General features: G+C 63.4%; 18 protein-coding genes and 2 tRNA genes. 4 read left to right on the top strand and 16 right to left on the bottom strand.

The genetic code is table 11. The features are described 5' to 3' along the window. Window positions 1-660: 660 nt before the first annotated feature. The 5 genes from DN388_RS14825 to DN388_RS14805 form a co-directional block, all read right to left on the bottom strand. A complete protein-coding gene (locus DN388_RS14825) occupies window positions 661-1,377 on the bottom strand; it encodes an ABC transporter ATP-binding protein (RefSeq protein WP_043863511.1) in 717 nt (238 codons plus the stop codon). After that, window positions 1,374-2,249 (bottom strand): ATP-binding cassette domain-containing protein, encoded by an 876-nt coding sequence (locus tag DN388_RS14820; RefSeq protein ID WP_054916169.1) that lies wholly within the window; start codon window positions 2,247-2,249, stop codon window positions 1,374-1,376. Before DN388_RS14820 ends, DN388_RS14825 begins: the two co-directional genes overlap by 4 nt. Continuing rightward, window positions 2,246-3,529 carry a high-affinity branched-chain amino acid ABC transporter permease LivM gene (livM, locus tag DN388_RS14815; protein ID WP_043863512.1) on the bottom strand — a complete coding sequence of 428 codons (1,284 nt, stop codon included), beginning with the start codon at window positions 3,527-3,529 and terminating at the stop codon, window positions 2,246-2,248. The genes DN388_RS14820 and livM overlap by 4 nt, the downstream gene beginning before the upstream one ends. A gap of 2 nt (window positions 3,530-3,531) precedes the next feature. Next, window positions 3,532-4,446 (bottom strand): branched-chain amino acid ABC transporter permease, encoded by a 915-nt coding sequence (locus DN388_RS14810; RefSeq protein WP_043863513.1) that lies wholly within the window; start codon window positions 4,444-4,446, stop codon window positions 3,532-3,534. Between the two features lie 162 nt (window positions 4,447-4,608). After that, window positions 4,609-5,745, bottom strand: a complete 1,137-nt coding sequence (locus DN388_RS14805) for a branched-chain amino acid ABC transporter substrate-binding protein (RefSeq protein ID WP_043863514.1) — start codon at window positions 5,743-5,745, stop codon at window positions 4,609-4,611. Between the two features lie 458 nt (window positions 5,746-6,203). Here DN388_RS14805 and pncB point away from each other — a divergent pair, with 458 nt between their 5' ends. Continuing rightward, entirely contained in the window at window positions 6,204-7,406 is a 1,203-nt protein-coding gene (gene pncB, locus DN388_RS14800; protein ID WP_043863515.1) for a nicotinate phosphoribosyltransferase, read from the top strand. A 3-nt stretch (window positions 7,407-7,409) separates the two neighbouring features. After that, window positions 7,410-8,237 (top strand): ammonia-dependent NAD(+) synthetase, encoded by an 828-nt coding sequence (nadE, locus tag DN388_RS14795; RefSeq protein ID WP_043863516.1) that lies wholly within the window; start codon window positions 7,410-7,412, stop codon window positions 8,235-8,237. A 101-nt stretch (window positions 8,238-8,338) separates the two neighbouring features. On the opposite strand, the gene azu is transcribed toward nadE, so the two are convergent. From azu to rnr, 11 genes are all read right to left on the bottom strand, one after another. Beyond that, complete coding sequence (gene azu, locus DN388_RS14790; RefSeq protein WP_043863517.1) at window positions 8,339-8,785, bottom strand: azurin; 447 nt, start codon at window positions 8,783-8,785, stop codon at window positions 8,339-8,341. 295 nt (window positions 8,786-9,080) lie between these two features. Beyond that, a complete protein-coding gene (locus DN388_RS14785; protein ID WP_058541585.1) occupies window positions 9,081-9,983 on the bottom strand; it encodes a transglutaminase family protein in 903 nt (300 codons plus the stop codon). Then, a complete protein-coding gene (locus tag DN388_RS14780; protein WP_196932994.1) occupies window positions 9,983-12,454 on the bottom strand; it encodes a circularly permuted type 2 ATP-grasp protein in 2,472 nt (823 codons plus the stop codon). Before DN388_RS14780 ends, DN388_RS14785 begins: the two co-directional genes overlap by 1 nt. A 180-nt stretch (window positions 12,455-12,634) precedes the next feature. Then, window positions 12,635-14,938 (bottom strand): YgiQ family radical SAM protein, encoded by a 2,304-nt coding sequence (locus tag DN388_RS14775; RefSeq protein WP_255000707.1) that lies wholly within the window; start codon window positions 14,936-14,938, stop codon window positions 12,635-12,637. 101 nt (window positions 14,939-15,039) lie between these two features. Then, entirely contained in the window at window positions 15,040-16,437 is a 1,398-nt protein-coding gene (gene dnaB, locus DN388_RS14770) for a replicative DNA helicase (RefSeq protein WP_043863521.1), read from the bottom strand. 110 nt (window positions 16,438-16,547) lie between these two features. Continuing rightward, complete coding sequence (rplI, locus tag DN388_RS14765; RefSeq protein ID WP_043863522.1) at window positions 16,548-16,994, bottom strand: 50S ribosomal protein L9; 447 nt, start codon at window positions 16,992-16,994, stop codon at window positions 16,548-16,550. Window positions 16,995-17,015: 21 nt separating this feature from the next. Further along, window positions 17,016-17,906: a hypothetical protein gene (locus tag DN388_RS14760; RefSeq protein ID WP_043863523.1), complete on the bottom strand. Its 891-nt coding sequence runs from the start codon at window positions 17,904-17,906 to the stop codon at window positions 17,016-17,018. 36 nt (window positions 17,907-17,942) lie between these two features. Next, entirely contained in the window at window positions 17,943-18,173 is a 231-nt protein-coding gene (rpsR, locus tag DN388_RS14755; protein WP_003171373.1) for a 30S ribosomal protein S18, read from the bottom strand. A 28-nt stretch (window positions 18,174-18,201) separates the two neighbouring features. Beyond that, complete coding sequence (gene rpsF / locus DN388_RS14750; RefSeq protein ID WP_043863524.1) at window positions 18,202-18,627, bottom strand: 30S ribosomal protein S6; 426 nt, start codon at window positions 18,625-18,627, stop codon at window positions 18,202-18,204. A gap of 264 nt (window positions 18,628-18,891) precedes the next feature. Beyond that, the gene (rlmB, locus tag DN388_RS14745) at window positions 18,892-19,644 is read right to left on the bottom strand and encodes a 23S rRNA (guanosine(2251)-2'-O)-methyltransferase RlmB (RefSeq protein ID WP_043863525.1); all 753 of its coding nucleotides are present in this window, start codon (window positions 19,642-19,644) and stop codon (window positions 18,892-18,894) included. Beyond that, a complete protein-coding gene (gene rnr, locus DN388_RS14740; RefSeq protein ID WP_058541588.1) occupies window positions 19,641-22,280 on the bottom strand; it encodes a ribonuclease R in 2,640 nt (879 codons plus the stop codon). Before rnr ends, rlmB begins: the two co-directional genes overlap by 4 nt. Window positions 22,281-22,544: 264 nt before the next feature. Here rnr and DN388_RS14735 point away from each other — a divergent pair. Both DN388_RS14735 and DN388_RS14730 read left to right on the top strand, forming a co-directional pair. Next, window positions 22,545-22,631 (top strand) — tRNA-Leu (locus tag DN388_RS14735). A gap of 83 nt (window positions 22,632-22,714) precedes the next feature. Continuing rightward, window positions 22,715-22,801, top strand: a tRNA-Leu gene (locus DN388_RS14730). Window positions 22,802-22,826: the final 25 nt, after the last annotated feature.

The following is a 22,826-nucleotide window of genomic DNA, read 5'->3' as shown; positions in this document are numbered from 1 at the left end:
GCGCGAGCTGTACGCACGTTATCCACAGGCCCTTCCACACAGACTGGGGGCAACTGCACAGGCTGCGGCCCACGGTTTGAGCGGGCTGTGGCCTGGCGTGGGAAGTATTTCGCTTGACCTGGCGGCCGCCCCTTGAACAACGCGACAGTCAGAGATGCAAAAGGATAACTGCAGTGATGGCCCGAGGCCTTTGATCTCGCTGCCTGCGCCAGTCTTTCCAGTGCTTGCCCACAGAGTTATCCACAGGCTGCACAGGTGAAATGAGGGGCAATCGACCTCGCCATAAAAGCCTTGGCAAATGCCCGCTGCAGCGTCAGAAAAACCGCTGCTCAAAAAACAACCACACCTCTGTAAGCCTTGTATTACATGGTCTTCAGCCATGTACTACCAAGTTACCCACAGTCGGTTCCACACGAATCGGGGACAACTTCAATGCCTTTGAAAACAAGTGCCTGGAGCGACGTTGTGTCGCGTTACCTGCACACCTTCAAATAACTTTTCCACAATCTGCCGCAAGGCCGATCTGCGGCCCGATCGCGGGTCAAGCCTGCTCCCACAAGGTTCACCGCTGCCCCTGTGGGAGCGGGCTCGACCCGCGATTGGGTCGTAATACGCACAAAAAAAACCCCGGCAAGCCGGGGTCTTCTTTAATGTTCGCCGTCAGTGCCCACCCAGATACGCGTTGCGCACCTCCTCGTTGACCAGCAGTTCCTGCCCGGTGCCGGTCATGCGGATCTGCCCGTTGACCATCACGTAGGCGCGGTCCGACAGCTTGAGCGCATGGTTGGCGTTCTGTTCCACCAGGAAGATGGTCATGCCGGTCTTGGCCAGCTCGCGCAAGGTCGAGAAGATCTGCTTGACCACGATCGGCGCCAGCCCCAGCGACGGTTCATCCAGCAACAGCAACTTGGGCCGGCTCATCAGCGCCCGGGCAATCGCCAGCATCTGCTGCTCGCCACCGGACATGGTCATCGCCCGCTGGTTGCGCCGTTCCTTGAGCCGCGGAAAAAGCTCGAACATGCGCTGCATGTCCTCGCCGGCGAACTTGTCGCCAATCGGGATGGTGCCCATCATCAGGTTCTCTTCCACCGACATGTCCGGGAACACCCGGCGCCCCTCCGGCGACTGCGCAATGCCGTTGGAGGCGATGTAGTGGGACGACTTGTGGGTGATATCGGTGCCCCGGTAGAGGATCTGCCCCGACGCCGCGCGCGGCTGGCCGAAGATCGACATCAGCAGCGTGGACTTGCCCGCGCCGTTGGAGCCGATCAGGCTTACCGTCTCGCCTTCGTCGATGTGCATCGAGACCTTTTTCAGCGCCTGGATCGGGCCGTAGAACACGTCCAGGTCCTTCAGTTCGAGGATCGGTACGCTCATGCCAGCTCCTCTTCATCGGCGCCCAGGTAGGCCGCGATCACCGTCGGGTTGTTGCGGATCTCCTGCGGCGCGCCCTCGGCGATCACGTTGCCGTGGTCCAGCACCACGATATGGTCGGAAATGCTCATTACCATGCCCATGTCATGTTCGATCAGTACCACCGTCAGGTCATGCTCGTCGCGCAGCACGCGGATCATGCGGCTGAGCGCCTCGGTTTCCTGCGGGTTTAGGCCGGCGGCGGGTTCGTCCAGGCAGATGATCTGCGGGCGCGTGCACATGGCCCGGGCAATTTCCAGGCGGCGCTGCTGGCCATACGAGAGCTCGCCGGCCAGGCGGTTGGCGCAGTCCACAAGGTCGACCACCTCCAGCCAGTAGAAGGCATGGTCCAGGGCGTCGCTCTCGGCCTGACGGTAGGCCTTGGTGTTGAGCACTCCGGCCAGCAGGTTGCGGTTGACCCACATGTGCTGGGCCACCAGCAGGTTCTCCACCACCGACATTTCCTTGAACAGGCGAATGTTCTGGAAGGTACGCGCCAGCCCCGCCCGGTTGACCAGGTGGGTGCCGCCGAACATCTTGTAGTACAGGCGGCTGGCAAAGCTTCTGGGCGACACGAAGTCGGCCGCCTGGAAGCGTTCGCCCAGCAGCTGGATGACATTGGTGCGGGTGCCGCGCAGGTTCAGCTCGATCTTGCCGCCGCTGGCCTTGTAGAACCCGGTAAGGCAGTTGAACACGGTGGTCTTGCCCGCGCCGTTGGGGCCGATAAGCGCGAAGATGGCGTTGCGCCGGACCTTCAGGCTCACGTCGCTGAGCGCCTTGATGCCGCCGAACTGCATCATCAGGTTGTCGACCGAAAGAATCACTTCGTCGCTCATGGCGCCACTCCTTTACGCGGGACCACACCGGTGCGGCTGATGCGGATCAGCCCACGCGGTCGCCAGATCATCATCAACACCATCAGCACACCGAACAGCAGCACGCGGTACTCGGAGAAGCTGCGCAGCAGCTCCGGCGCCACGGTCAGCACGAAGGCGGCGATCACCACCCCGACCGTCGAGCCCATGCCGCCGAGCACCACGATGGCCAGGATCAGCGCCGACTCGAAGAAGGTGAACGAGGACGGGTTGACGAAGCCCTGGTAGCTGGCGAAGAACACCCCGGCCAGGCCTGCGGTGGACGCACCCAGGGTGAACGCCGAGAGCTTGACCAGCACATGGTTCAGGCCCATCGAGCGGCAGGCGATCTCGTCCTCGCGCAGCGCTTCCCAGGCGCGCCCCACCGGCATGCGGGTGAGCCGGTGCTTGATGTACAGCACCGCCAGCACCACCAGGAACAGCACGATGTAGATGAACAGGAATTTCACGTTGGGGTTGTAGTCGATGCCGAAGAACTCGTGGAACGGTACCCCGCCGTCCTTGGCCCGGCGCCCGAATTCCAGGCCCATGAAGGTCGGCGACGGTACCGGCATGCCGTTGGGCCCGCCGGTGAACGACAGCCAGTTGTTGAGCACCAGGCGGATGATCTCGCCAAAGCCCAGGGTCACGATGGCCAGGTAGTCCCCGTGCATCCTCAGCACCGGAAAGCCCAGTATGCAGCCGGCCAGTGCCGCGGCGATCGCCGCCAGCGGCAGCACCGTCCAGAAGCCCAGCCCCAGGTACTGGTAGCCCAGCGCCAGGCCATAGGCACCGATGGCGTAGAACGCCACGTAGCCCAGGTCGAGCAGCCCGGCCAGGCCCACCACGATGTTCAGCCCCAGGCCCAGCAGCACGTAGATCAGCCCCAGGATGACCACGGTAAGCAGGTACTTGTTGGCGAAGAACGGGAACACGATGGCAATCACGATCAGTGCCGGGATGATCCAGCGCAGGCGCGACTTGTAGTCCGGCGCCAGCACATGCACACCCGAGCCACTGCTCTCGAAGCCCTGCAGGATGGCCTGGCCCTTGCTGGTCTGCAGGAACAGGCTGAGCACGAAGCGACCCAGCATCACCCCCGCCACCAGCCAGGCGACACGCGCGGGCTGCATGTTGAAGCTGTAGCCGTCGAGCACCACGCCGACGATGGGGCCGAACACGATCAGGGAAATCAGCCCGGCGAGAACCATATCGACCAGGCTGCGCTTGATATCGATGGAAGCGTTTTTGGCAGCAGACATACTTACACCTTGGCCACGAGTGGGCGACCCAGCAGGCCTTGGGGACGGAAGATCAGGATCAGTACCAGCAGCGAGAAGCTGAACACGTCCTTGTAGTCGGAGTTGATCAGCCCGGAGAACAGCGACTCGGAAATCCCCAGGATGATGCCCCCGAGCATCGCGCCCGGCAGCGAGCCGATACCGCCCAGCACCGCCGCGGTGAAGGCCTTGATGCCGATGATGAAGCCGGCATAGAAGTCGAAGGTGCCGTAGTTCATGGTGATCAGCACGCCGGCCAGCGCGGCCATCACCGCGCCGATGACGAACACGTAGGAGATCACCCGGTCGGTGTTGATGCCCAGGATCGAGGCCATCTTGCGGTCCTGCTGGGTGGCCCGGCACATGCGCCCCAGCTTGGTGAACTTGATGATGTAGGTGAGCGCGGCCATGCCGACGAAGGCTGCCACCAGGATGAAGATCTTGGTGTAGGTCAGTTGCACGAAGCCGGTGCCCACTTCAAGGCGCCAGGCGCCTTCGAGCAGGGTCGGCACGCCCTGTTGGCGGGCGCCCTGGCTGATCTGCGCGTAGTTCTGCAGGATCAGCGAAATGCCGATGGCACTGATCAGCGGTGCCAGCCGGGTGGAGTTGCGCAGGGGTTTGTAGGCGATGCGTTCGATGGTCCAGCCATACACGCCGGTGACCACCACCGTGAAGATCAGCGTCCCGAGCATCAGCAGGGGAAAGGACTCGATACCGAAATACGCCAGCAATGCCAGGCTGATAGCCGCCAGGTAGGCGGAAATCATGTACACCTCGCCGTGCGCGAAGTTGATCATGCCGATGATGCCATAGACCATTGTGTAGCCGATGGCGATCAGACCATAGACCGACCCCAGGGTCAGACCATTGATCAGTTGCTGCAGGAAAATACCATCCATAACGCAATCTCACGTATTTGAGATTGCACAAGCGCCGACCACGTTGCACCGCCGCTGAGGCGGTACAAGCGGCGCCGGGTTGTGCAGATCTACGAGAAAAGACAGGTACGGCAAAAACCGGGGCGCGCCCCGGGCAGCGAGTGCCCGGGGTGCCGGCCGTTGTTATTTTTGTTTTTCCAGTTGGTGATACTTGCCGTCCTTGTCCCACTGGTAGACCACGTAGTCGGACACGGTCAGGTCACCCTTGGCGTCCCACTTCTTCTCGCCCATCACGGTCTGCACCGGGTTGGCCTTGAGCCACTTGGCAGCGTCTTCACCCTTGTTCGACTTGGAACCGTTGAACGCGGCGGCCAGGGCCTGGATCGAGGCGTAGGCGTACAGGGTGTAGCCTTCGGGCTCGGTACCGGCCTTGCGGAACTCGTCCACCACCGCCTTGCTGTCGGGCAGCAGGCGCGGGTCGGCGCCAAAGGTCATGTACACGCCATCGACGTACTGCTTGCCGCCGGCGGTCGACACCAGTTCGTCGGTGACGATGCCGTCGTCGGACATGAACTTGACGTCCTTGAGCCCCTGCTCGCGCAACTGGCGTACCAGCGGGCCGGCTTCGGGGTGCAGGCCGCCGAAGTAGACCACGTCGGCACCGGTGGAGCGGATCTTGGTGACCACGGCGCTGAAGTCCTTCTCGCCACGGGTCAGGCCCTCGTACAGCACCGGGGTGACGCCGCGCTTGGTCAACTGCGCCTTGGTGGCGTCGGCCAGGCCCTGGCCATAGGTGTCCTTGTCGTGCAGCACGGCAACCTTCTTGCCCTTGAGCACATCGACGATGTAGTCGCCGGCCACGATGCCCTGCTGATCGTCGCGCCCGCACATGCGGAACATGGCGCTCAGGCCACGTTCGGTGACCTGCGGGTTGGTCGAGCCGGGGGTGATGGCGATGACCCCGGCCTCGTCGTACACCTCCGACGCCGGGATGGTGTTGGACGAGCAGAAGTGCCCGACCACGCCGATGACCTTGTCCTGGTCGACCAGGCGGTTGGCCACGGCCACCGCCTGCTTGGGCTCGCAGGCATCGTCGCCCTTGACCAGCACGATCTTCTCGCCGTTGATGCCGCCCGCGGCATTGATCTTGTCGGTGGCCGCCTGCGCACCTTTCATGTATTGCTCGCCAAACGCCGCGTTGGCACCGGTCATCGGGCCCGCTACACCGATCTTGACGTCGGCCTGTACATACGAAGACACGCCCATCGCCGTGGCAACGGCGAGGGCCAGAAAGCCTTTCTTGTAAAACGTCTGCGACATGAGGTGGTGCTCCTGAGTTTTTTTGGTTGGCACTACAACGTTCAGCAATTGCGATGAGCAAGGGCCGTGCCATTGGATTTTTATTCTGTAAAAACTCGCGATCAGGTTCGGCAGGCGCCGCTTTCGCGCCTTTTCCACGGGCCGTGCAACCTCCTGCCCTGCACCTGGCGCCACCCACGAACCGCTTGAAGCGCAACCCTTGAGTGCCATCATTGCAACCCTGACCTGTGTTTACGTGCAACCAGCCTGTAACAAGATACGTAACCGAACTGCACATCCTTGGTGCGCATCTGCTACAGCGGGCACCATAAGAGGCTAGCTGGCCAATGCGAAAACCGCCGCTACCCATAGCCTGCTACCGAATTACCCCGTCGGCGCCGGCCTCAGCGGCAAAAAGACTGGCACAATGGGCTGCATTGGCGGCCCCGGATGGGCGCACGCCCGACCTGGAGTCCTTTATGAGCGAAAGTGCCTTCGCCAACCGCATCGTGCAGAGCCTGCTCGATACCGATTTCTACAAGCTGACGATGATGCAGGCGGTGCTGCACAACTACCCCAACGTGGATGTGGAGTGGGAGTTCCGCTGCCGAAACGGCGAAGACCTGCGCCCCTATCTGGCGCAGATCCGCGCACAGATCGAGCGCCTCAGCGAGCTGAGCATCAGTGCCGAGCAGTTGGGCTTCCTGGAGCAGATCAGCTTCATGAAGCCGGACTTCCTGCGCTTTCTGGGGCTGTTTCGCTTCAACCTGCGCTACCTGCACCTGGCCATCGAGCACGATGAACTGGTATTGCGCCTGCACGGTCCGTGGCTGCACGTGATCCTGTTCGAGGTGCCGCTGCTGGCGATCATCAGCGAGGTGCGCAACCAGCACCGTTATCCACAGATCAAGCTGGTGGATGCACGCGACCAGCTGTACCGCAAGTTCGACTGGCTGCGCGCCAATGCCAGCAGCGAGGAGCTGGCCGAACTGCAGGTGGCCGACTTCGGCACCCGCCGACGCTTCTCCTACAAGGTCCAGGAACAGGTGGTGAAGGTGCTGACGGCGGAGTTCCCGGCGCGCTTCGTGGGCACCAGCAACGTGCACCTGGCACGCAAACTGGATATCAAACCGCTGGGCACCATGGCCCACGAGTGGATCATGGCCCACCAGCAGCTCGGCCCGCGGCTGATCGACAGCCAGATCGCCGCCCTGGACTGCTGGGTGCGCGAGTACCGCGGGCTGTTGGGAATAGCACTGACCGACTGCATCACCATGGATGCATTCCTCGGCGACTTCGACCTGTACTTCGCCAAGCTCTTCGACGGCCTGCGCCATGACTCCGGCGATCCGGTGCAATGGGCAGAGAAGGCCATCGCGCATTACCGCAAGCTGGGGATCGACCCGATGACCAAGACGCTGGTGTTCTCGGACGGGCTGAACCTGACCAAGACCCTGGAGATATTCCGCGCCTTGCGCGGGCGCATCAATGTCAGCTTCGGCATCGGCACCAACCTCACCTGTGACATTCCCGGGGTGGCGCCGATGAGCATCGTACTTAAAATGACCGACTGCAACGGCCAGCCCGTGGCGAAGATTTCCGATGAAGCGGCCAAGACCCAATGCCGCGACGCCAACTTCGTCGCCTACCTGCGCCACGTATTCAAAGTGCCCAAGGAGTAACCCATGCAAGCCGTCCAGCGAGAGATTGCGCAGCAGCTCAAGGTTCAGCCGCCGTTCGCCGACGCGGCCGCGCTCGAGGCCGAGAAGGCCCGGCGCGTGGCCTTCATCCAGCAATGCCTGAAGAACGCCGGGCTCAAGACCCTGGTGCTGGGCATCAGCGGTGGTGTCGACTCGCTGACCGGCGCCCTGCTCGCCCAGCGCGCGATCAACGAGCTGCGCGAACAGACGGGCGATGTGCATTACCGCTTCATCGCCGTACGCCTGCCGTACCAGGTGCAGCATGACGAGCATGACGCCCAGGCGTGCATCGATTTCATCCAGCCTGACGAATGCCATACGGTGAACATCGCGCCGGCGGTGCAGGCGCTGGCGGCCGAGGTCGAGGCGCTCAGGGACGGCAAGCCGGCGCTGGTGGATTTCGTGGTGGGCAACACCAAGGCGCGCATGCGCATGGTGGCGCAGTACACCATTGCCGGGGCACGTGGCGGGCTGGTGATCGGCACAGATCACGCGGCCGAGGCGGTGATGGGGTTCTTTACCAAGTTCGGTGACGGGGCCTGCGACCTGGCGCCGTTGAGCGGGCTGGTGAAACATCAGGTGCGCGACATTGCACGCAGCTTTGGCGCGCCGGAATCACTGGTGGAGAAGGTGCCGACCGCCGACCTGGAAGACCTGGCGCCGGGCAAGCCGGACGAGGCATCGCATGGGGTGACCTATGCGCAGATCGATGCGTTTCTGCACGGCGAGGCAGTGAGCGAGGAAGCGTTCGAGATCATCAGGCGCACGTACGAGAAGACGCATCACAAGCGCGAGATGCCGTTCGCCCCATAAAAGCATCGCGGGTCAAGCCCGCTCCCACAGGTACATCACTGCCTTCAAGACCAGTGTTGTACCTGTGGGAGCGGGCTTGACCCGCGATTGGCAACGCCGCGTTACTTCAGGGTAACAGTGCCTTTCATCATCGAGATGTGGCCAGGGAACGAGCAGAAGAAGCCGTACTTCTCGTCAGCCTTGAGCTTGGAAACATCGAAGGTCACCGAGTCCTTCTCACCAGCACCGATCACCTTGGTGTGGGCGATCACGCGGTCATCACCTTCCTTCAGGTAATCCTTGTCGATACCGGCGCTCAGGCCGTCGGTGGCGATTGGCTGCATGTCAGCTTCTTTGCTGATCACCAGGTTGTGGCCCATGACGTTCTTCGGCAGGTTGCCCGAGTGGGTCAATTCGACGGTGAAAGTCTTGCAGCTCTTGTCGATCTCAATGGCCTTGGTGTTGAAGGACATCTGGTCGGTGGAATCGACCGTGACCTTGCAATCGGCAGCGAAGACCTGGGCACTGGCGAGGGTCAGCAGGGATACCGCAACAGCTTTGGCAAACATCGTGAATCTCCTTGGCAGGGGTTTTTTATCCGTTTCTATACTGCCCCAGAGCGTCCCCCACCGGCCTGATATGAGTCAAGGGGCAGGTTAGGCGCGCTGGTAGTAAATTTTCGCTATGGATTGTATACACAAAATCCGCGGGACCATCATGCGCCATTCAGGGACGATGAGACAACCTCTCAATTAGGAGTACAGGACATGTCCCTTGGTAGTCTGATGCGCAGCCTGCTGGCTGCCTATGCCTGCGGTGCCACTGGCAGCAACGTCGAATTCGCGCGCCCGGAGTGATGGGCCGTCACGCCGGGCCTTCATCCAGCGGCAACACCGTCACCTGCACCTGCGGGTCATGGCTGCCCCCGCCCAGAATCACCCCACGCAGCGGTGACACATCGGAAAAATCCCGGCCCCAGGCCAGGGTGATGTGCTCCAGCGCCGGCAGCAGGTTGTTGGTGGGGTCGAAATCCACCCAGCCGTTGACCGGGCAATACACCGACACCCACGCATGCGAGGCATCGGCCCCGATCAGCCGGGCCTGCCCGGGCGGCGGGCGCGTCAGCAGGTAGCCGCTGACATAGCGCGCCGCCAGCCCGCGCGAGCGCAGGCACGCGAGCATCAGGTGGGCGAAGTCCTGGCACACGCCGCGGCGACGCTGCAGCACCTCAACCAACGGGGTGGCCACCTGGGTGGCACCGGCATCGAAGGTGAACTGGCTGAAAATCTGCTGCATCAGGGCCTGCACGCACAGCAGCAACGGCTGGCCCGGGGCGAAACACGGCTCGGCAAACACGACGAAACGCTGCTTCAGCCGCACATACGGCGACTCGAAACGAAAGCGGCACGCCTCCAGCGTGGCCGCAGTCAGCGCCTGCCCCGAATACGCCAGCGCCTGGCACACCTGTTCCCACGGCGGCGAGGCAGCCAGCACCGGCGCGGCGCGCGACAGCACGTTCACCTGCACCCGCGTCACCACGCGCAGTTGATCATGCTGGCGCTCCAGCGCCAGCCGGGTCAGCGGGTTGCCGAAGCCGTCGAGCTCGTCGCGCCGCCGGGTCGGCAGCGGGTCGACCTGCAATTGCCGGTCTTCGCACTGCTGCCAGGCACAGGCCCGTGGCCACAGATGCACCAGTTGCTGGGCCAGGGACACCGGGCTGTCATAGCGGTAATGGGTGTCGTGCAGTACCTGGTAGCGCGCGCTCATCAGGCCGACACCGTCTGCTGGCTGATGTCATCGACATGCACGAAGTGGCGCAGCGCCAGTCGCTCGGAGGCCTGCAGGCTGGCCTTGGCGATCTCGCCCAGCAACTCGGCCAGGCCATCGAGCACCGCGCGTACGCTGGCCTTGCCGAACAGCGCGTGCTCCAGGCTGCCCAGGTCGAAGTGGTACAGGCGCTCGGCCAGCAGGGCCAGGGTCGGGTCTGGCGGGCTGCCGAACTCATCGCTGGATCGCTCCAGGGCACGCACCAGCAGCTTGAGCTGGAACAGCACCGCATGGGGGTTCTGCTGGTCGAGCAGGAGCAGGTCCAGCACCGGGATCAACTGCGCCACCGCCAGGTAGCGCGAGCGGTAGGTGATGCTGCTGTTGCCCAGTTCAAGCAGCCATTCCAAACCCGCCTGGTCGAAGGCGCCGGGGCCGCGCAGAAAACTGGCCAGGCTCAGGCTCAAGCCCTGCAGGCGCTCGATGCGCCGCCCGATCATCAGAAAGCGCCAGCCTTCATCGCGGGTCATGTCGTCCAGGGCAAAGCCGGACAGCGCCGCCAGCGACATCACCAGGCGGTTGAGAAAATCCAGCAGCTCGCCGAAGTCCGCCGTCTGCCCACCCAGCGCCTGGGCTTCGTGCTGCAACTCCACCAGCGCCTGCCAGTTCTCCCGCGAGAGCTTGCCGCGCACCTGGGCGGCGGTCCACTGCAGGCGCTGCAGGTTGGCGCGCAGGCTGAACGCCCAGTCGGCATCGAGCAAGGCGGCGCGCAGGCGCTCGGCCAGGGTGCCCTCGGGGGGCAGCAGCTCAAGCTCTTCGGCCAGGGCCACCGCCGCCTGCCAGGTGGACGGATGTTCGCCATCCAGGTAGCGGCTGAGCAGGATGCGCAGCAGGCGCGCGCTGGTGTCGCAGCGCTCGCAATAGCGGCCGAACCAGAACAGGTTTTCCACGACCCGCGACGGCAGGTACGGGTCCTGGCGGATCAGATCGGCCACGCCAAGGGTGCGGCTGGCCTGCCACTGTTCGCCGACCGGGGCCGCCTCGCCGAGTACCCAGGTGTCCTTGCTGGCCCCGCCGCGCTGCATCGACACCACCTCGGCATCGGCCAGGGCGGCCACCCGGGTCAAGCCGCCGGGCAGCACCCGGTAGCCATCGGCGGTGGCCACCGCATACACCCGCATGCCGATCGGCCGCGCCTGCAGCGTGCCCTGCCATACCGGCGCCTGGGACAACTGCGCCAGTTCCTGTGCCACGTAGGCATACGGGCGTGCACGGATGCGCCCGGCCAAGGCATCGCGCGCCGCCTCGTCCAGGTCGCGCCCGAACAGCGCAGCGAAACTCTGCGAGGGGAACGCCGGCTTGATCAGCAGCTCCGGCAGCCTGGCCAGGGCCTGCTCCAGCGCAGGCGGCTCGCCGCACCACCAGGTGGCGATCGACGGCAGGCTCAGGGCCTCGCCGAACAGGTGCTGGTTGATGGCCGGCAGAAAGCCGAGCAGGCCGGGAGATTCGAGCACCCCGCTGCCCAGCGCATTGGCCACCAGCACGCGGCCCTGGCGTACTGCGTCGAGCAGGCCGGGCACGCCGAGGGCCGAGTCGGTACGCAGTTCCAGCGGGTCGCAGAAATCGTCGTCCAGGCGGCGCATGATCGCGTGTACCCGGCGCAGCCCGCCCAGGGTCTTGAGGTAAACCGTGGCATCGCGCACGGTCAGGTCGCTGCCTTCGACCAGCGGGTAACCCAGCTGGCGGGCGAGGAACAGGTGCTCGAAATAGCTTTCGTTGAAGCGCCCCGGGGTCAGCAGCACCACCAGTGGCGGTTCCTGGCCGCTGGGTGCCAGGCGCAGCAGGCTCTGTTGCAGGTTGCGAAAGAAGCCGGCCAGGTGCTGCACGTGCAGGTCGCGGTACAGGTCCGGCAGGGTGCGCGTGACCAGCGTGCGGTTCTCCAGCGCGAAGCCGGCCCCGGAGGGCGCCTGGGTGCGGTCGGCGGTGACCCACCAGCGCCCATCGGGACCGCGGGCAAGATCGGCAGCGTACACATGCAGGAAGGTCGAGCCGGGCGGCGTGATGCCCTGGCACGGCCAGAGAAAATTGTTGTGGCCGAACACCAGCTCGGACGGCAGCAGGCCTTCGCCGATCAGGCGCTGCGGGCCATAGATGTCGGCCAGTACCGCGTTGAGCAGGTGCGCGCGCTGGGCGATGCCCGCCGCCAGCGCCTGCCACTCCTGCGCGGGGATCAGCTGCGGCAGCAGGTCCAGCTCCCACGGGCGATCGGTGCCGTCGGGGTCGGCGTAGATGTTGTAGGTGACGCCGTTCTCCTGGAGATGACGCGCCAGTTGGGCCTGGCGCTGGGCCAGCTGGGTGGGGCCGCTGCGTTGCAGGTGCTGGTGCAGGCGCTGCCAATGCGGGCGCACGCTGCCATCCGCCGCGAACATCTCGTGGTAGGAGGCAGGGCTTGGTGAGGCCAGCGGGTCAGCCATGGGCGTGCTCGGTGACGGCAGGTGATGCAGGGTAGCGTGTGGCGGGGATGGGGAGAAGGATGGATGTGGCCTTGCGGGCCTCATCGCGGGTCAAGCCCGCTCCCACAGGATAGTCAGTGGCCTATGGATCTGCACTGTACCTGTGGGAGCGGGCTTGACCCGCGATGGCCGCGACGCGTATCAGCGTGGCAACACCGGCTCGCGGGTCTTCTTGCCCTTGCCCTTGCCACCCTTGGCGGCGTCCTTGCGTGCCTTGGCCGCTTCCTGGTTACGCGCAAAGGCGGCCGCCTTGGCCTGCTCGCGCTTGTCCCACGGCTTGGCACCGTCGCTGGCACGCGGCGGCAAGCCGGTGTGCTGGGTCAGGATCTTGGTTTCCTTGGCCACCTTGTGGCTGCCCGCCGGCGTCGAGTTCTTGCGCCGCGCACTCTGGTAGCTGTCGGTCGCCGGCTGGTGCAGCGGGATCAACTGGTGCTTGGCCGGCCCGATCAGGTCGGCACGCCCCATGCGCTGCAGGGCTTCGCGCAGCATCGGCCAGCCCTTGGGGTCGTGGTAACGCAGGAACGCCTTGTGCAGGCGGCGCTGCTCCTCGCTCTTGACGATGGTCACCGCGTCGCTCTTGTAGGTGACCTTGCGCAGCGGGTTCTTGCCCGAGTGGTACATGGCAGTGGCCGAGGCCATCGGCGACGGGTAGAACGCCTGCACCTGGTCGGCGCGAAAGCCATTGCCCTTGAGCCACAGGGCCAGGTTCATCATGTCTTCGTCGGTAGTGCCCGGGTGCGCCGCGATGAAGTACGGGATCAGGTACTGCTCCTTGCCCGCCTCCTTGGAGTACTTCTCGAACATGCGCTTGAAGCGATCGTAGCTGCCGATACCAGGCTTCATCATCTGGTTCAGCGGGCCTTCCTCGGTATGCTCCGGGGCAATCTTGAGGTAGCCGCCCACGTGGTGGGTGACCAGCTCCTTGACGTACTCCGGCGACTCGACTGCCAGGTCGTAGCGCAGGCCCGAGGCGATCAGGATCTTCTTCACCCCCGGCAGGTCACGCGCACTCCGGTACAGCTGGATCAGCGCCGAGTGGTCGGTGTTCAGGTTGGGGCAGATGCCGGGGAACACGCACGACGGCTTGCGGCACGCAGATTCGATTTTCGGGCTCTTGCAGGCAATGCGGTACATGTTGGCGGTCGGCCCGCCCAGGTCGGAGATGACCCCGGTAAAGCCCGGCACCTTGTCGCGGATTTCTTCGATCTCGCGAATGATCGAGTCGTGGGAACGGTTCTGGATGATGCGGCCTTCGTGCTCGGTGATCGAGCAGAAGGTGCAGCCACCGAAGCAGCCACGCATGATGTTCACCGAGAAGCGGATCATGTCGTAGGCCGGGATCTTCTCCTTGCCATACGCCGGGTGCGGGACGCGCGCATAGGGCATGCCGAACACGTAGTCCATCTCTTCGGTGGTCATCGGGATGGGCGGCGGGTTGAACCACACGTCCACCTCGCCGTGCTTCTGCACCAGCGCACGGGCGTTGCCCGGGTTGGTTTCCAGGTGCAGCACGCGGTTGGCGTGGGCGTACAGCACCGCATCGCTGCGCACCTTCTCGTAGGACGGCAGGCGGATCACGGTCTTGTCGCGGGTCATGCGCGGGCTGGCCAGAATCTGCACCACCTTGGCTTCCTGCGGGTCTTCGACCGGGCCCTTCTCCTGCTCGATGGCGCAGGCCTGGGTGTCCTGGGTGTTCACGTACGGGTTGATGATCTTGTCGACCTTGCCCGGCCGGTCGATACGCGTGGAGTCCACTTCGTACCAGCCCTGCGGGGTATCGCGGCGCACGAAGGCGGTGCCGCGGATGTCGGTGATGTCTTCGATCTTGTGGCCGTAGGACAGGCGCTGGGCGACTTCGACGATCGCGCGTTCGGCGTTGCCGTACAGCAGGATGTCGGCGCAGGCGTCGATCAGGATCGAGTGCCGCACCTTGTCCTGCCAGTAGTCGTAGTGCGCGATGCGGCGCAACGAGGCCTCGATGCCACCCAGCACGATCGGCACGTGCTTGTAGGCTTCCTTGCAGCGCTGGCTGTAGACCAGGCTGGCACGGTCGGGGCGCTTGCCGGCCAGGCCGCCCGGGGTGTAGGCGTCGTCCGAGCGGATCTTCTTGTCGGCGGTGTAGCGGTTGATCATCGAGTCCATGTTGCCGGCCGCGACACCGAAGAACAGGTTCGGCTCGCCCAGCTTCATGAAGTCGTCTTTGCTCTGCCAGTTCGGCTGGGCAATGATGCCCACCCGGAAGCCCTGGGCTTCGAGCAGCCGGCCGATGATGGCCATGCCGAACGACGGGTGGTCGACGTAGGCGTCACCGGTCACGATGATGATGTCGCAGGAATCCCAGCCGAGCTGATCCATCTCCTCCCTGCTCATCGGCAGGAATGGCGCTGGCCCGAAGCATTCGGCCCAGTACTTGGGATAGTCGAAAAGTGGTTTGGCTGCTTGCATGTCAGTGACCGGTTCTTGGTATCAGGGAAATCGCGGGCGCGGAATATAGCACAAATTTTGACCAATTCCGACGTCAGAAGTCGGAATTGGCCATCGGCACCTTATTCGTCGTCGTCGAAGTTGTAGCTGCCCGGTGCCAGGTTCTCGAAGCGCGTGTACTTGCCGATGAACGCCAGGCGCACGAAGCCGATGGGGCCGTTACGCTGCTTGCCGATGATGATCTCGGCGATGCCCTTGTGCTCGGTCTCGGGGTGGTACACCTCGTCGCGGTACACGAACATGATCACGTCGGCGTCCTGCTCGATCGCACCCGATTCACGCAAGTCGGAGTTCACCGGGCGCTTGTTGGGGCGCTGCTCGAGGGAGCGGTTGAGCTGCGACAGGGCGATGACCGGGCAGTTGAATTCCTTGGCCAGGGCCTTGAGCGAACGCGAGATCTCGGAAATCTCGTTGGTACGGTTGTCACCGCTGGAGCCCGGGATCTGCATCAGTTGCAGGTAGTCGATCATGATCATGGCGATCTCGCCATGCTCACGCACCAGGCGCCGGGTACGTGCGCGCATTTCCGACGGGCTGATGCCGGCGGTGTCGTCGATGAACAGCTTGCGGTCATTGAGCAGGTTGACCGCCGAAGTCAGGCGCGGCCAGTCGTCGTCGTCCAGCTGGCCGGAACGCACCTTGGTCTGATCGATGCGCCCCAGCGAGGAGAGCATACGCATGATCAGCGATTCGCCTGGCATCTCCAGGGAGTACACCAGCACCGCCTTGTCGCTGCGCAACACGGCGTTCTCCACCAGGTTCATGGCGAAGGTGGTCTTACCCATCGACGGACGGCCGGCCACGATGATCAGGTCGGCCGGTTGCAGGCCGCTGGTCTTCTCGTCCAGGTCGGTGTAGCCGGTGGAAATACCGGTGATGGCGCTGTCGGAGTTGAACAGCGTGTCGATGCGGTCGATGGCCTTGGTCAGCAGTTCGTTGACCCCTACCGGGCCACCGGTCTTGGGCCGTGCTTCGGCGATCTGGAAGATCTGCCGTTCGGCCTCGTCGAGGATCTCGGCGGCGTTGCGGCCCTGGGGGTTGAACGCGCTGTCGGCGATCTCGCTGCTGATGCTGATCAGCTGGCGCAGTGTGGCGCGCTCGCGAATGATCTGCGCATAGGCCTTGATGTTGGCCACCGACGGGGTGTTCTTGGCCAGCTCGCCCAGGTAACCCAGGCCACCGACCTGGGAGCTCAGGCCTTCCTTGTCGAGCTGCTCGTGCAGCGTCACCACGTCGAACGGGGTGTTGAGGTCGGCGAGCTTGTAGATGGCGCGGAAGATCAGGCGATGGTCATGCCGGTAGAAGTCGCCGTCGGAGACTTGATCGAGCACGCGCTCCCAGGCGTTGTTGTCCAGCATCAGGCCACCGAGTACGGCCTGTTCGGCCTCGATGGAATGCGGCGGCACCTTCAGGGCAGCGGTTTGCAGATCATATTGCTCGGGGGCGGTTATCTCGTTCATGGCCACTTGGGAATCAGGGTGTTGAAAAAGACAAAGGGCACGACCTGCAATGCAGGATCGTGCCCGATGTTAACCGGCTGGCACCCAGGGTGCCAGTCGATTGGTCCAGCTTAGGCTGCGACGACAACCACGCGAACGGTGGCTTCTACGTCGCTGTGCAGGTGCACGGCTACGTCGAATTCGCCAACGTTGCGGATGGTGCCGTTCGGCAGACGCACTTCAGACTTGGCCACTTCAACGCCGGAGGCGGTCAGGGCGTCAGCGATGTCGTGGGTGCCGATCGAACCGAACAGCTTGCCTTCGTCACCGGCGGTGGCAGTGATGGTCACTTCCAGCTCGGCCAGTTGGGCAGCGCGGGTTTCAGCCGAAGCTTTCTTGTCAGCAGCCAGTTTTTCCAGCTCGGCGCGACGCTCTTCGAACGCAGCCAGGTTGGCAGCGGTCGCAGCGGTAGCCTTGCCGAATGGCAGCAGGAAGTTACGACCGTAACCGGCCTTAACATTTACCTTGTCGCCCAGGTTGCCCAGGTTGGCGACTTTTTCCAGCAGGATCAGTTCCATTAGGTATAAACCTCTTAACTTTTAACCTTCACCGTTCGCGTCACCGGCATCTTTCGATGCAGAACGACCGCGAAAATCAATCAGGCTGTCGACAATGGCCAGAACCACGAGCAACGGATAAATCAGCTGCATGAACAGCACCAGCGTCACGTACATCCCCACCAGCCAGAACCTGGCCAGGCGCTTCTGCGCGACCAGCCCGTGAATCAGGGCCAGCCCGGCGAACACCAGCGGTACGCTGCACAACGGTGTCAACATCGCCAGTTCGCTGCCGAAATTCGGCGCTATCAGCATGCACACCAGCAGCAACAGCGCCGGTACCAGCGGGAGCCGTATGGCGCGAAACTCGCTGCCAAAGCCTCCCGGGTTGTACAACGCGGCTTGCCAGTAGCGACCCAACATCAGGGCCAGCAGACTGACTGCCTGCAGCAATGCCGCAATCAGGCCGGTAAGCACCGGTGCGATCACGCTCCCCAGGCGGGCCCGCTCTTCTACCGTCAACTGCTGGTAGAGACCGTCGAGCATCTGCGGCAGGGCTTTTTCAAGCACCTGCGCCAGCGCTTCGATCGGTTCGCGGAACACCGAACCCAGGATGACGCCATACACCAGGCCCCAGGCGATGCTGAACAACAGCACCCGGCTCCAGGACTGTCCGGCGCGTAGCAACGCAGCCAGACCGAAGGTTCCCAGCAACACCATCAAGGTGCGCGGTTCACCGAAGAACCACCAGACCAGCGCGGGCAGCAATGCCCAGGCGAGGATCCCGGAGGCGTCCTTGAAACCGCGCCGCAGGAACACCAGGCTCCCGGCGGCGGCACTCAACCAGAACAACAGCGGCAATGCCGCACAACCGACCACTACCAGAGTGGCCTGCACGCGACCGCGCATGATGAAATCAGCTAACGCTCGCATGCACTTTATCCCTTGCTACCTGTCGACGACCCGGTCTCAGCGGCCGTGGCTGTCGGTGTAGGCCAGCAGGGCCAGGAAGCGGGCGCGCTTGATAGCGGTAGCCAGCTGACGCTGATAACGAGCTTTGGTACCGGTGATACGGCTTGGAACGATCTTGCCGGTTTCGGATACATAAGCTTTCAGGGTGTTGAGATCTTTGTAATCGATCTCTTTCACTTCTTCAGCAGTGAAGCGGCAGAATTTACGACGACGGAAGAAACGTGCCATGTAATAGGCTCCTCAAAAGGTCCGTGGATTACTCGTCAGCGTTATCGCTGTTGTCGCTGTTGTCGCTGTCATCGCCTTCGGCGTTGTCAGCGTGCTCAGGACGGTCGCGACGCTCACGGCGCTCACTGCGGTTTTCTTCAGCCTTGAGCATCTCGGACTGGCCGGTAACGGCTTCGTCGCGACGGATGACCAGGTTACGGATCACGGCATCGTTGTAGCGGAAGTTGTCTTCCAGCTCGGCCAGGGCCTTGCCGGTGCACTCAACGTTCAGCATCACGTAGTGAGCCTTGTGAACATTGTTGATTGCGTAGGCCAGTTGACGACGGCCCCAGTCTTCCAGACGGTGGATCTTGCCGCCGTCTTCTTCGATCAGCTTGGTGTAACGCTCAACCATGCCGCCGACTTGCTCGCTCTGGTCAGGGTGGACCAGAAAGATGATTTCGTAATGACGCATGAATGCTCCTTACGGGTTGTAGTCTGCCACCAGGGTGGTCAGACAAGGAGTGAATGACACTGTTTGTCTTGCCTTGTGCGGTGGGCGCATGCGCGCCTGCCAGCGGGGCAAGGGGCGCAATTGTAGAGAAGCGCCGGGGCGCACGCAAGGCAATTGGTGATTATTTGAACAGCCTTGAAAGCATCGCGGGCCAGGCCCGCCCCCACACAGGCCACCGAAAGCCCTGTGGGAGCGGGCTTGACCCGCGAAAGTGGCAACGCCTTATCAGGCCTTGCGCTTGGCCTGACGCTGACGCACCGCCTCGAACAGGCACACGCCCGTGGCCACCGACACGTTCAGGCTGCTGACGCTGCCGGCCATCGGCAGCTTCACCAGAAAATCGCAATGCTCGCGGGTCAGGCGGCGCATGCCCTTGCCCTCGGCGCCCATGATCAGGATGGTCGGGCCGGTCAGGTCCTGCTGATACAGCTCCTGTTCGGCCTCCCCCGCCGTGCCCACCACCCACAGGCCGCGCTGCTGGAGCTTCTCCAGGGTACGCGCCAGGTTGGTCACGGCCACCAGCGGGATCACCTCGGCAGCGCCACACGCCACCTTGCGTACCGCCGGGGTCAGGGTCGCCGACTTGTCCTTGGGCACCACCACTGCCAGCGCACCGGCCGCATCGGCGGTGCGCAGGCAGGCGCCCAGGTTGTGCGGGTCGGTCACACCGTCCAGCACCAGAATCAGCGGCGCGCCTTCGGTACGGTCCAGCAGCTCTTCGAGCATCGCCTCGCCCCACACCTGGCTCGGGCTGACCTCGGCGACCACGCCCTGGTGCACGCCCTCGACCCAGGCGTCCATCTCGCGGCGTTCAGCCTGGCCGACCGTCACTCGGTTCTGTGCGGCCAGCTCCAGCAGGGCCTGCACCCGCGGCTCGCTGCGGCTGTCGGCCAGCCAGATCTGCTTGACCCGCTTGGGGTGGTGGCGCAACAGGGCCTCCACCGCATGCACACCGTAGATCTTTTCCAGCTGACTCATGACTTGCCCTTGGGTTTACGTGAAGCGGAACCGGCTTTTGGCGGCCCCTTGCGGTGCTTGCTCGGTTTCTCCGAAGACGTCTTCGAGCCCTTGGCCGCAGGCTTGCCCACGGCGTTCTTGGCATCGGACAGCAACGCCTTCTTCATTTCCCGGCTCTTGCGCACTTCGGCGTTCTTGGCTGCGGCATCGGCCGGGAAATAGGCTTCGGAGGTTTCGTTCTTGCGGCTGCGGCGCGGCGGCTCGGCCGGCGCCGCTTCGACCTTGGCGGCCTTGGCCGGCGCGCTGTAGGGCTTGGCGGCACCATTGGACTTGGCCGGGGCAGCGCCCGTCTTGCCCTTGGCGGCAGGCTCGGCACCACGCTGCTTGCGACCGATCGGCGCATTCAGGGTGTTTTCGGCCATCTCGAAATCGATCTTGCGCTGTTCGAGGTCCACGCGCATCACGCGCACTTCGACCGTGTCGCCCAGGCGGAAGCTGCGACCGGTGCGCTCGCCCGCCAGGCGGTGGTGTACCGGGTCGAAGTGGTAGTAGTCACCCGGCAAGGCACTGACGTGCACCATGCCTTCGACGTAGATGTCGGTCAGTTCGATGAACAGGCCGAAACCGGTTACCGCGGTGATCACACCCGGGAAGCTTTCGCCCACGCGATCCTTCATGTACTCGCACTTGAGCCAGTTGGTCACGTCGCGGGTGGCTTCGTCGGCGCGTCGCTCGCTCATCGAGCACTGCTCGCCCAGCTGCTCCAGGGCCGCCTCGTCGTACGGGTAGATGCGCGCCTTGGGAATGCTCATCGCGCCGGCCCGCTTGACGTGCGGGGTTTCCTGGCGCGAACGGATCACGCTGCGGATGGCACGGTGGGTCAGCAGGTCGGGGTAACGCCGGATCGGCGAGGTGAAGTGGGTGTACGCCTCGTAGTTCAGGCCGAAGTGGCCGTTGTTGTCGGCGCTGTACACCGCCTGGCTCAGCGAGCGCAGCATCACGGTCTGGATCAGGTGGAAGTCAGGGCGACCGGCGATCTGCGACAGCAGCGCCTGGTAGTCCTTGGGCGACGGACCATCCTTGCCCTTGTGCAGCGAAAGCCCCAGCTCGCCGAGGAAGGCGCGCAGTTTTTCCAGGCGCTCCGGCGGCGGACCGTCGTGCACGCGGTACAACGCAGGGATCTCGTGCTTCTTGAGGAACTCGGCCGTCGCCACGTTGGCCGCGAGCATGCATTCTTCGATCAACTTGTGCGCATCGTTGCGCACGGTCGGGCGAATTTCCGCGATCTTGCGCTCGGCACCGAAGATGATGCGGGTTTCCTGGGTTTCGAAGTCGATCGCGCCACGGGTGTGACGGGCCGCCAGCAACACCTTGTACAGCGCATACAGCTGCTTGAGGTCCGGCACCACGTGGCTGTACTGCTCGCGCAGCGCCTTGCCTTCACGGGTACGGGCATGTTCGAGCATGCTGCTGACCTTGTTGTAGGTCAAGCGCGCGTGGGAGTGGATGACCGCTTCGTAGAACTGGTAATCGACCATCTGGCCGGACTTGTTGATGGTCATTTCACAGACCATCGCCAGCCGGTCGACGTTCGGGTTCAGCGAGCACAGGCCGTTGGAAAGTTCCTCGGGCAGCATCGGGATCACCCGCTCGGGGAAGTACACCGAGTTGCCGCGCACCTGGGCTTCGTTGTCCAGGGCAGAGCCCAGGCGCACGTAGCTGGACACGTCGGCAATCGCCACGAACAGGCGCCAGCCACCGGAGAACAGGCGCAACTTGCCCAGGCTTTCGCAGTACACGGCATCGTCGAAGTCCCGTGCGTCTTCGCCGTCGATGGTGACGAACGGCAGGTGACGCAGGTCGATGCGGTGTTCCTTGTCCTTCTCTTCGACTTCAGGCTTGAGCTTGCGCGCTTCCTTGATGACCGCCTCGGGCCATACATGGGGAATGTCGTAGCTGCGCAGCGCCACGTCGATTTCCATGCCCGGCGCCATGTAGTTGCCGATCACTTCGACGATATCGCCCTGCGGCTGGAAGCGCTGGGTCGGCCAGTGGGTGATCTTCACCTCGACGAACTGGCCGACCTTGGCGCCGGCATTGCGGCCCGGGGTCACCAGCACTTCCTGCTGGACCTTGGGGTTGTCGGGGGTCACGAAGCCCACCCCGCCTTCCTCGAAGTAGCGCCCCACGATGCTTTCGTGGGCACGGGAGATCACTTCGACCACCACGCCTTCACGCCGGCCGCGCCGGTCAAGCCCGGACACGCGCGCCAGCGCTCGGTCGCCATCGAACACCAGGCGCATCTGCGCCGGGCTCAGGAACAGGTCGTCGCTGCCATCGTCGGGGACGAGAAAACCGAAACCGTCGCGGTGGCCCGAGATGCGACCCAGGATCAGGTCCAGCTTGTCTACCGGGGCATAGGTGCCGCGCCGGGTGTAGATCAGCTGGCCGTCGCGCTCCATGGCGCGCAGGCGGCGACGCAAGGCCTCGATCTGGTCCTCGGTCTGCAGGCCGAACTCTTCCACCAGTTGCTCGCGGGCGGCGGGAGAGCCGCGCTCGTCAAGGCGCTGGAGGATCAGCTCACGGCTAGGAATGGGGTTTTCGTATTTTTCCGCTTCACGAGCGGCCTCGGGATCGAGGGTCTGCCAATCGGCCATTAGTAGGGGTTCACCTTGTCTATATAGGGTTAGTTTGGCATAGCCGTATTGAAACCGGAAATCCGAGGCTTTGACAGCCCCGTCAGGGCCCTTGAGTGATGCCAAAACAGCCCAAGGAACAACGACTTGAAATTTTTGAGATTTTTTCTGAACGGGGCTTTACAGCCTTCGAGGGCATCCGTATAGTGCGCACCACAACGACGGACAGCGTCGTTATAGTTGAGAAGCGGCGCGATGCGAAGCATCATGAAGCCTCGACGATATGCCCAGATGGTGAAATTGGTAGACACGCCAGCTTCAGGTGCTGGTGACCTTACGGTCGTGGAAGTTCGAGTCTTCTTCTGGGCACCAATTTTCAAGTTTCAGATTAGCTTGCCTGTCTGGAATTTACGCAACACACGCTACACCGTTTCATGTTTCAATGCTTCAACTTTGCCCAGATGGTGAAATTGGTAGACACGCCAGCTTCAGGTGCTGGTGACCTTACGGTCGTGGAAGTTCGAGTCTTCTTCTGGGCACCATATTCTAGAGAAACCCGCGAAAGCG

The sequence above is a fragment of the Pseudomonas sp. S12(2018) genome, from assembly GCF_024355235.1.
Lineage (GTDB): Bacteria > Pseudomonadota > Gammaproteobacteria > Pseudomonadales > Pseudomonadaceae > Aquipseudomonas > Aquipseudomonas palmensis.
Note: the sequence above shows the minus strand (reverse complement) of the source record. Positions and strands in the feature narration are given on the sequence as shown.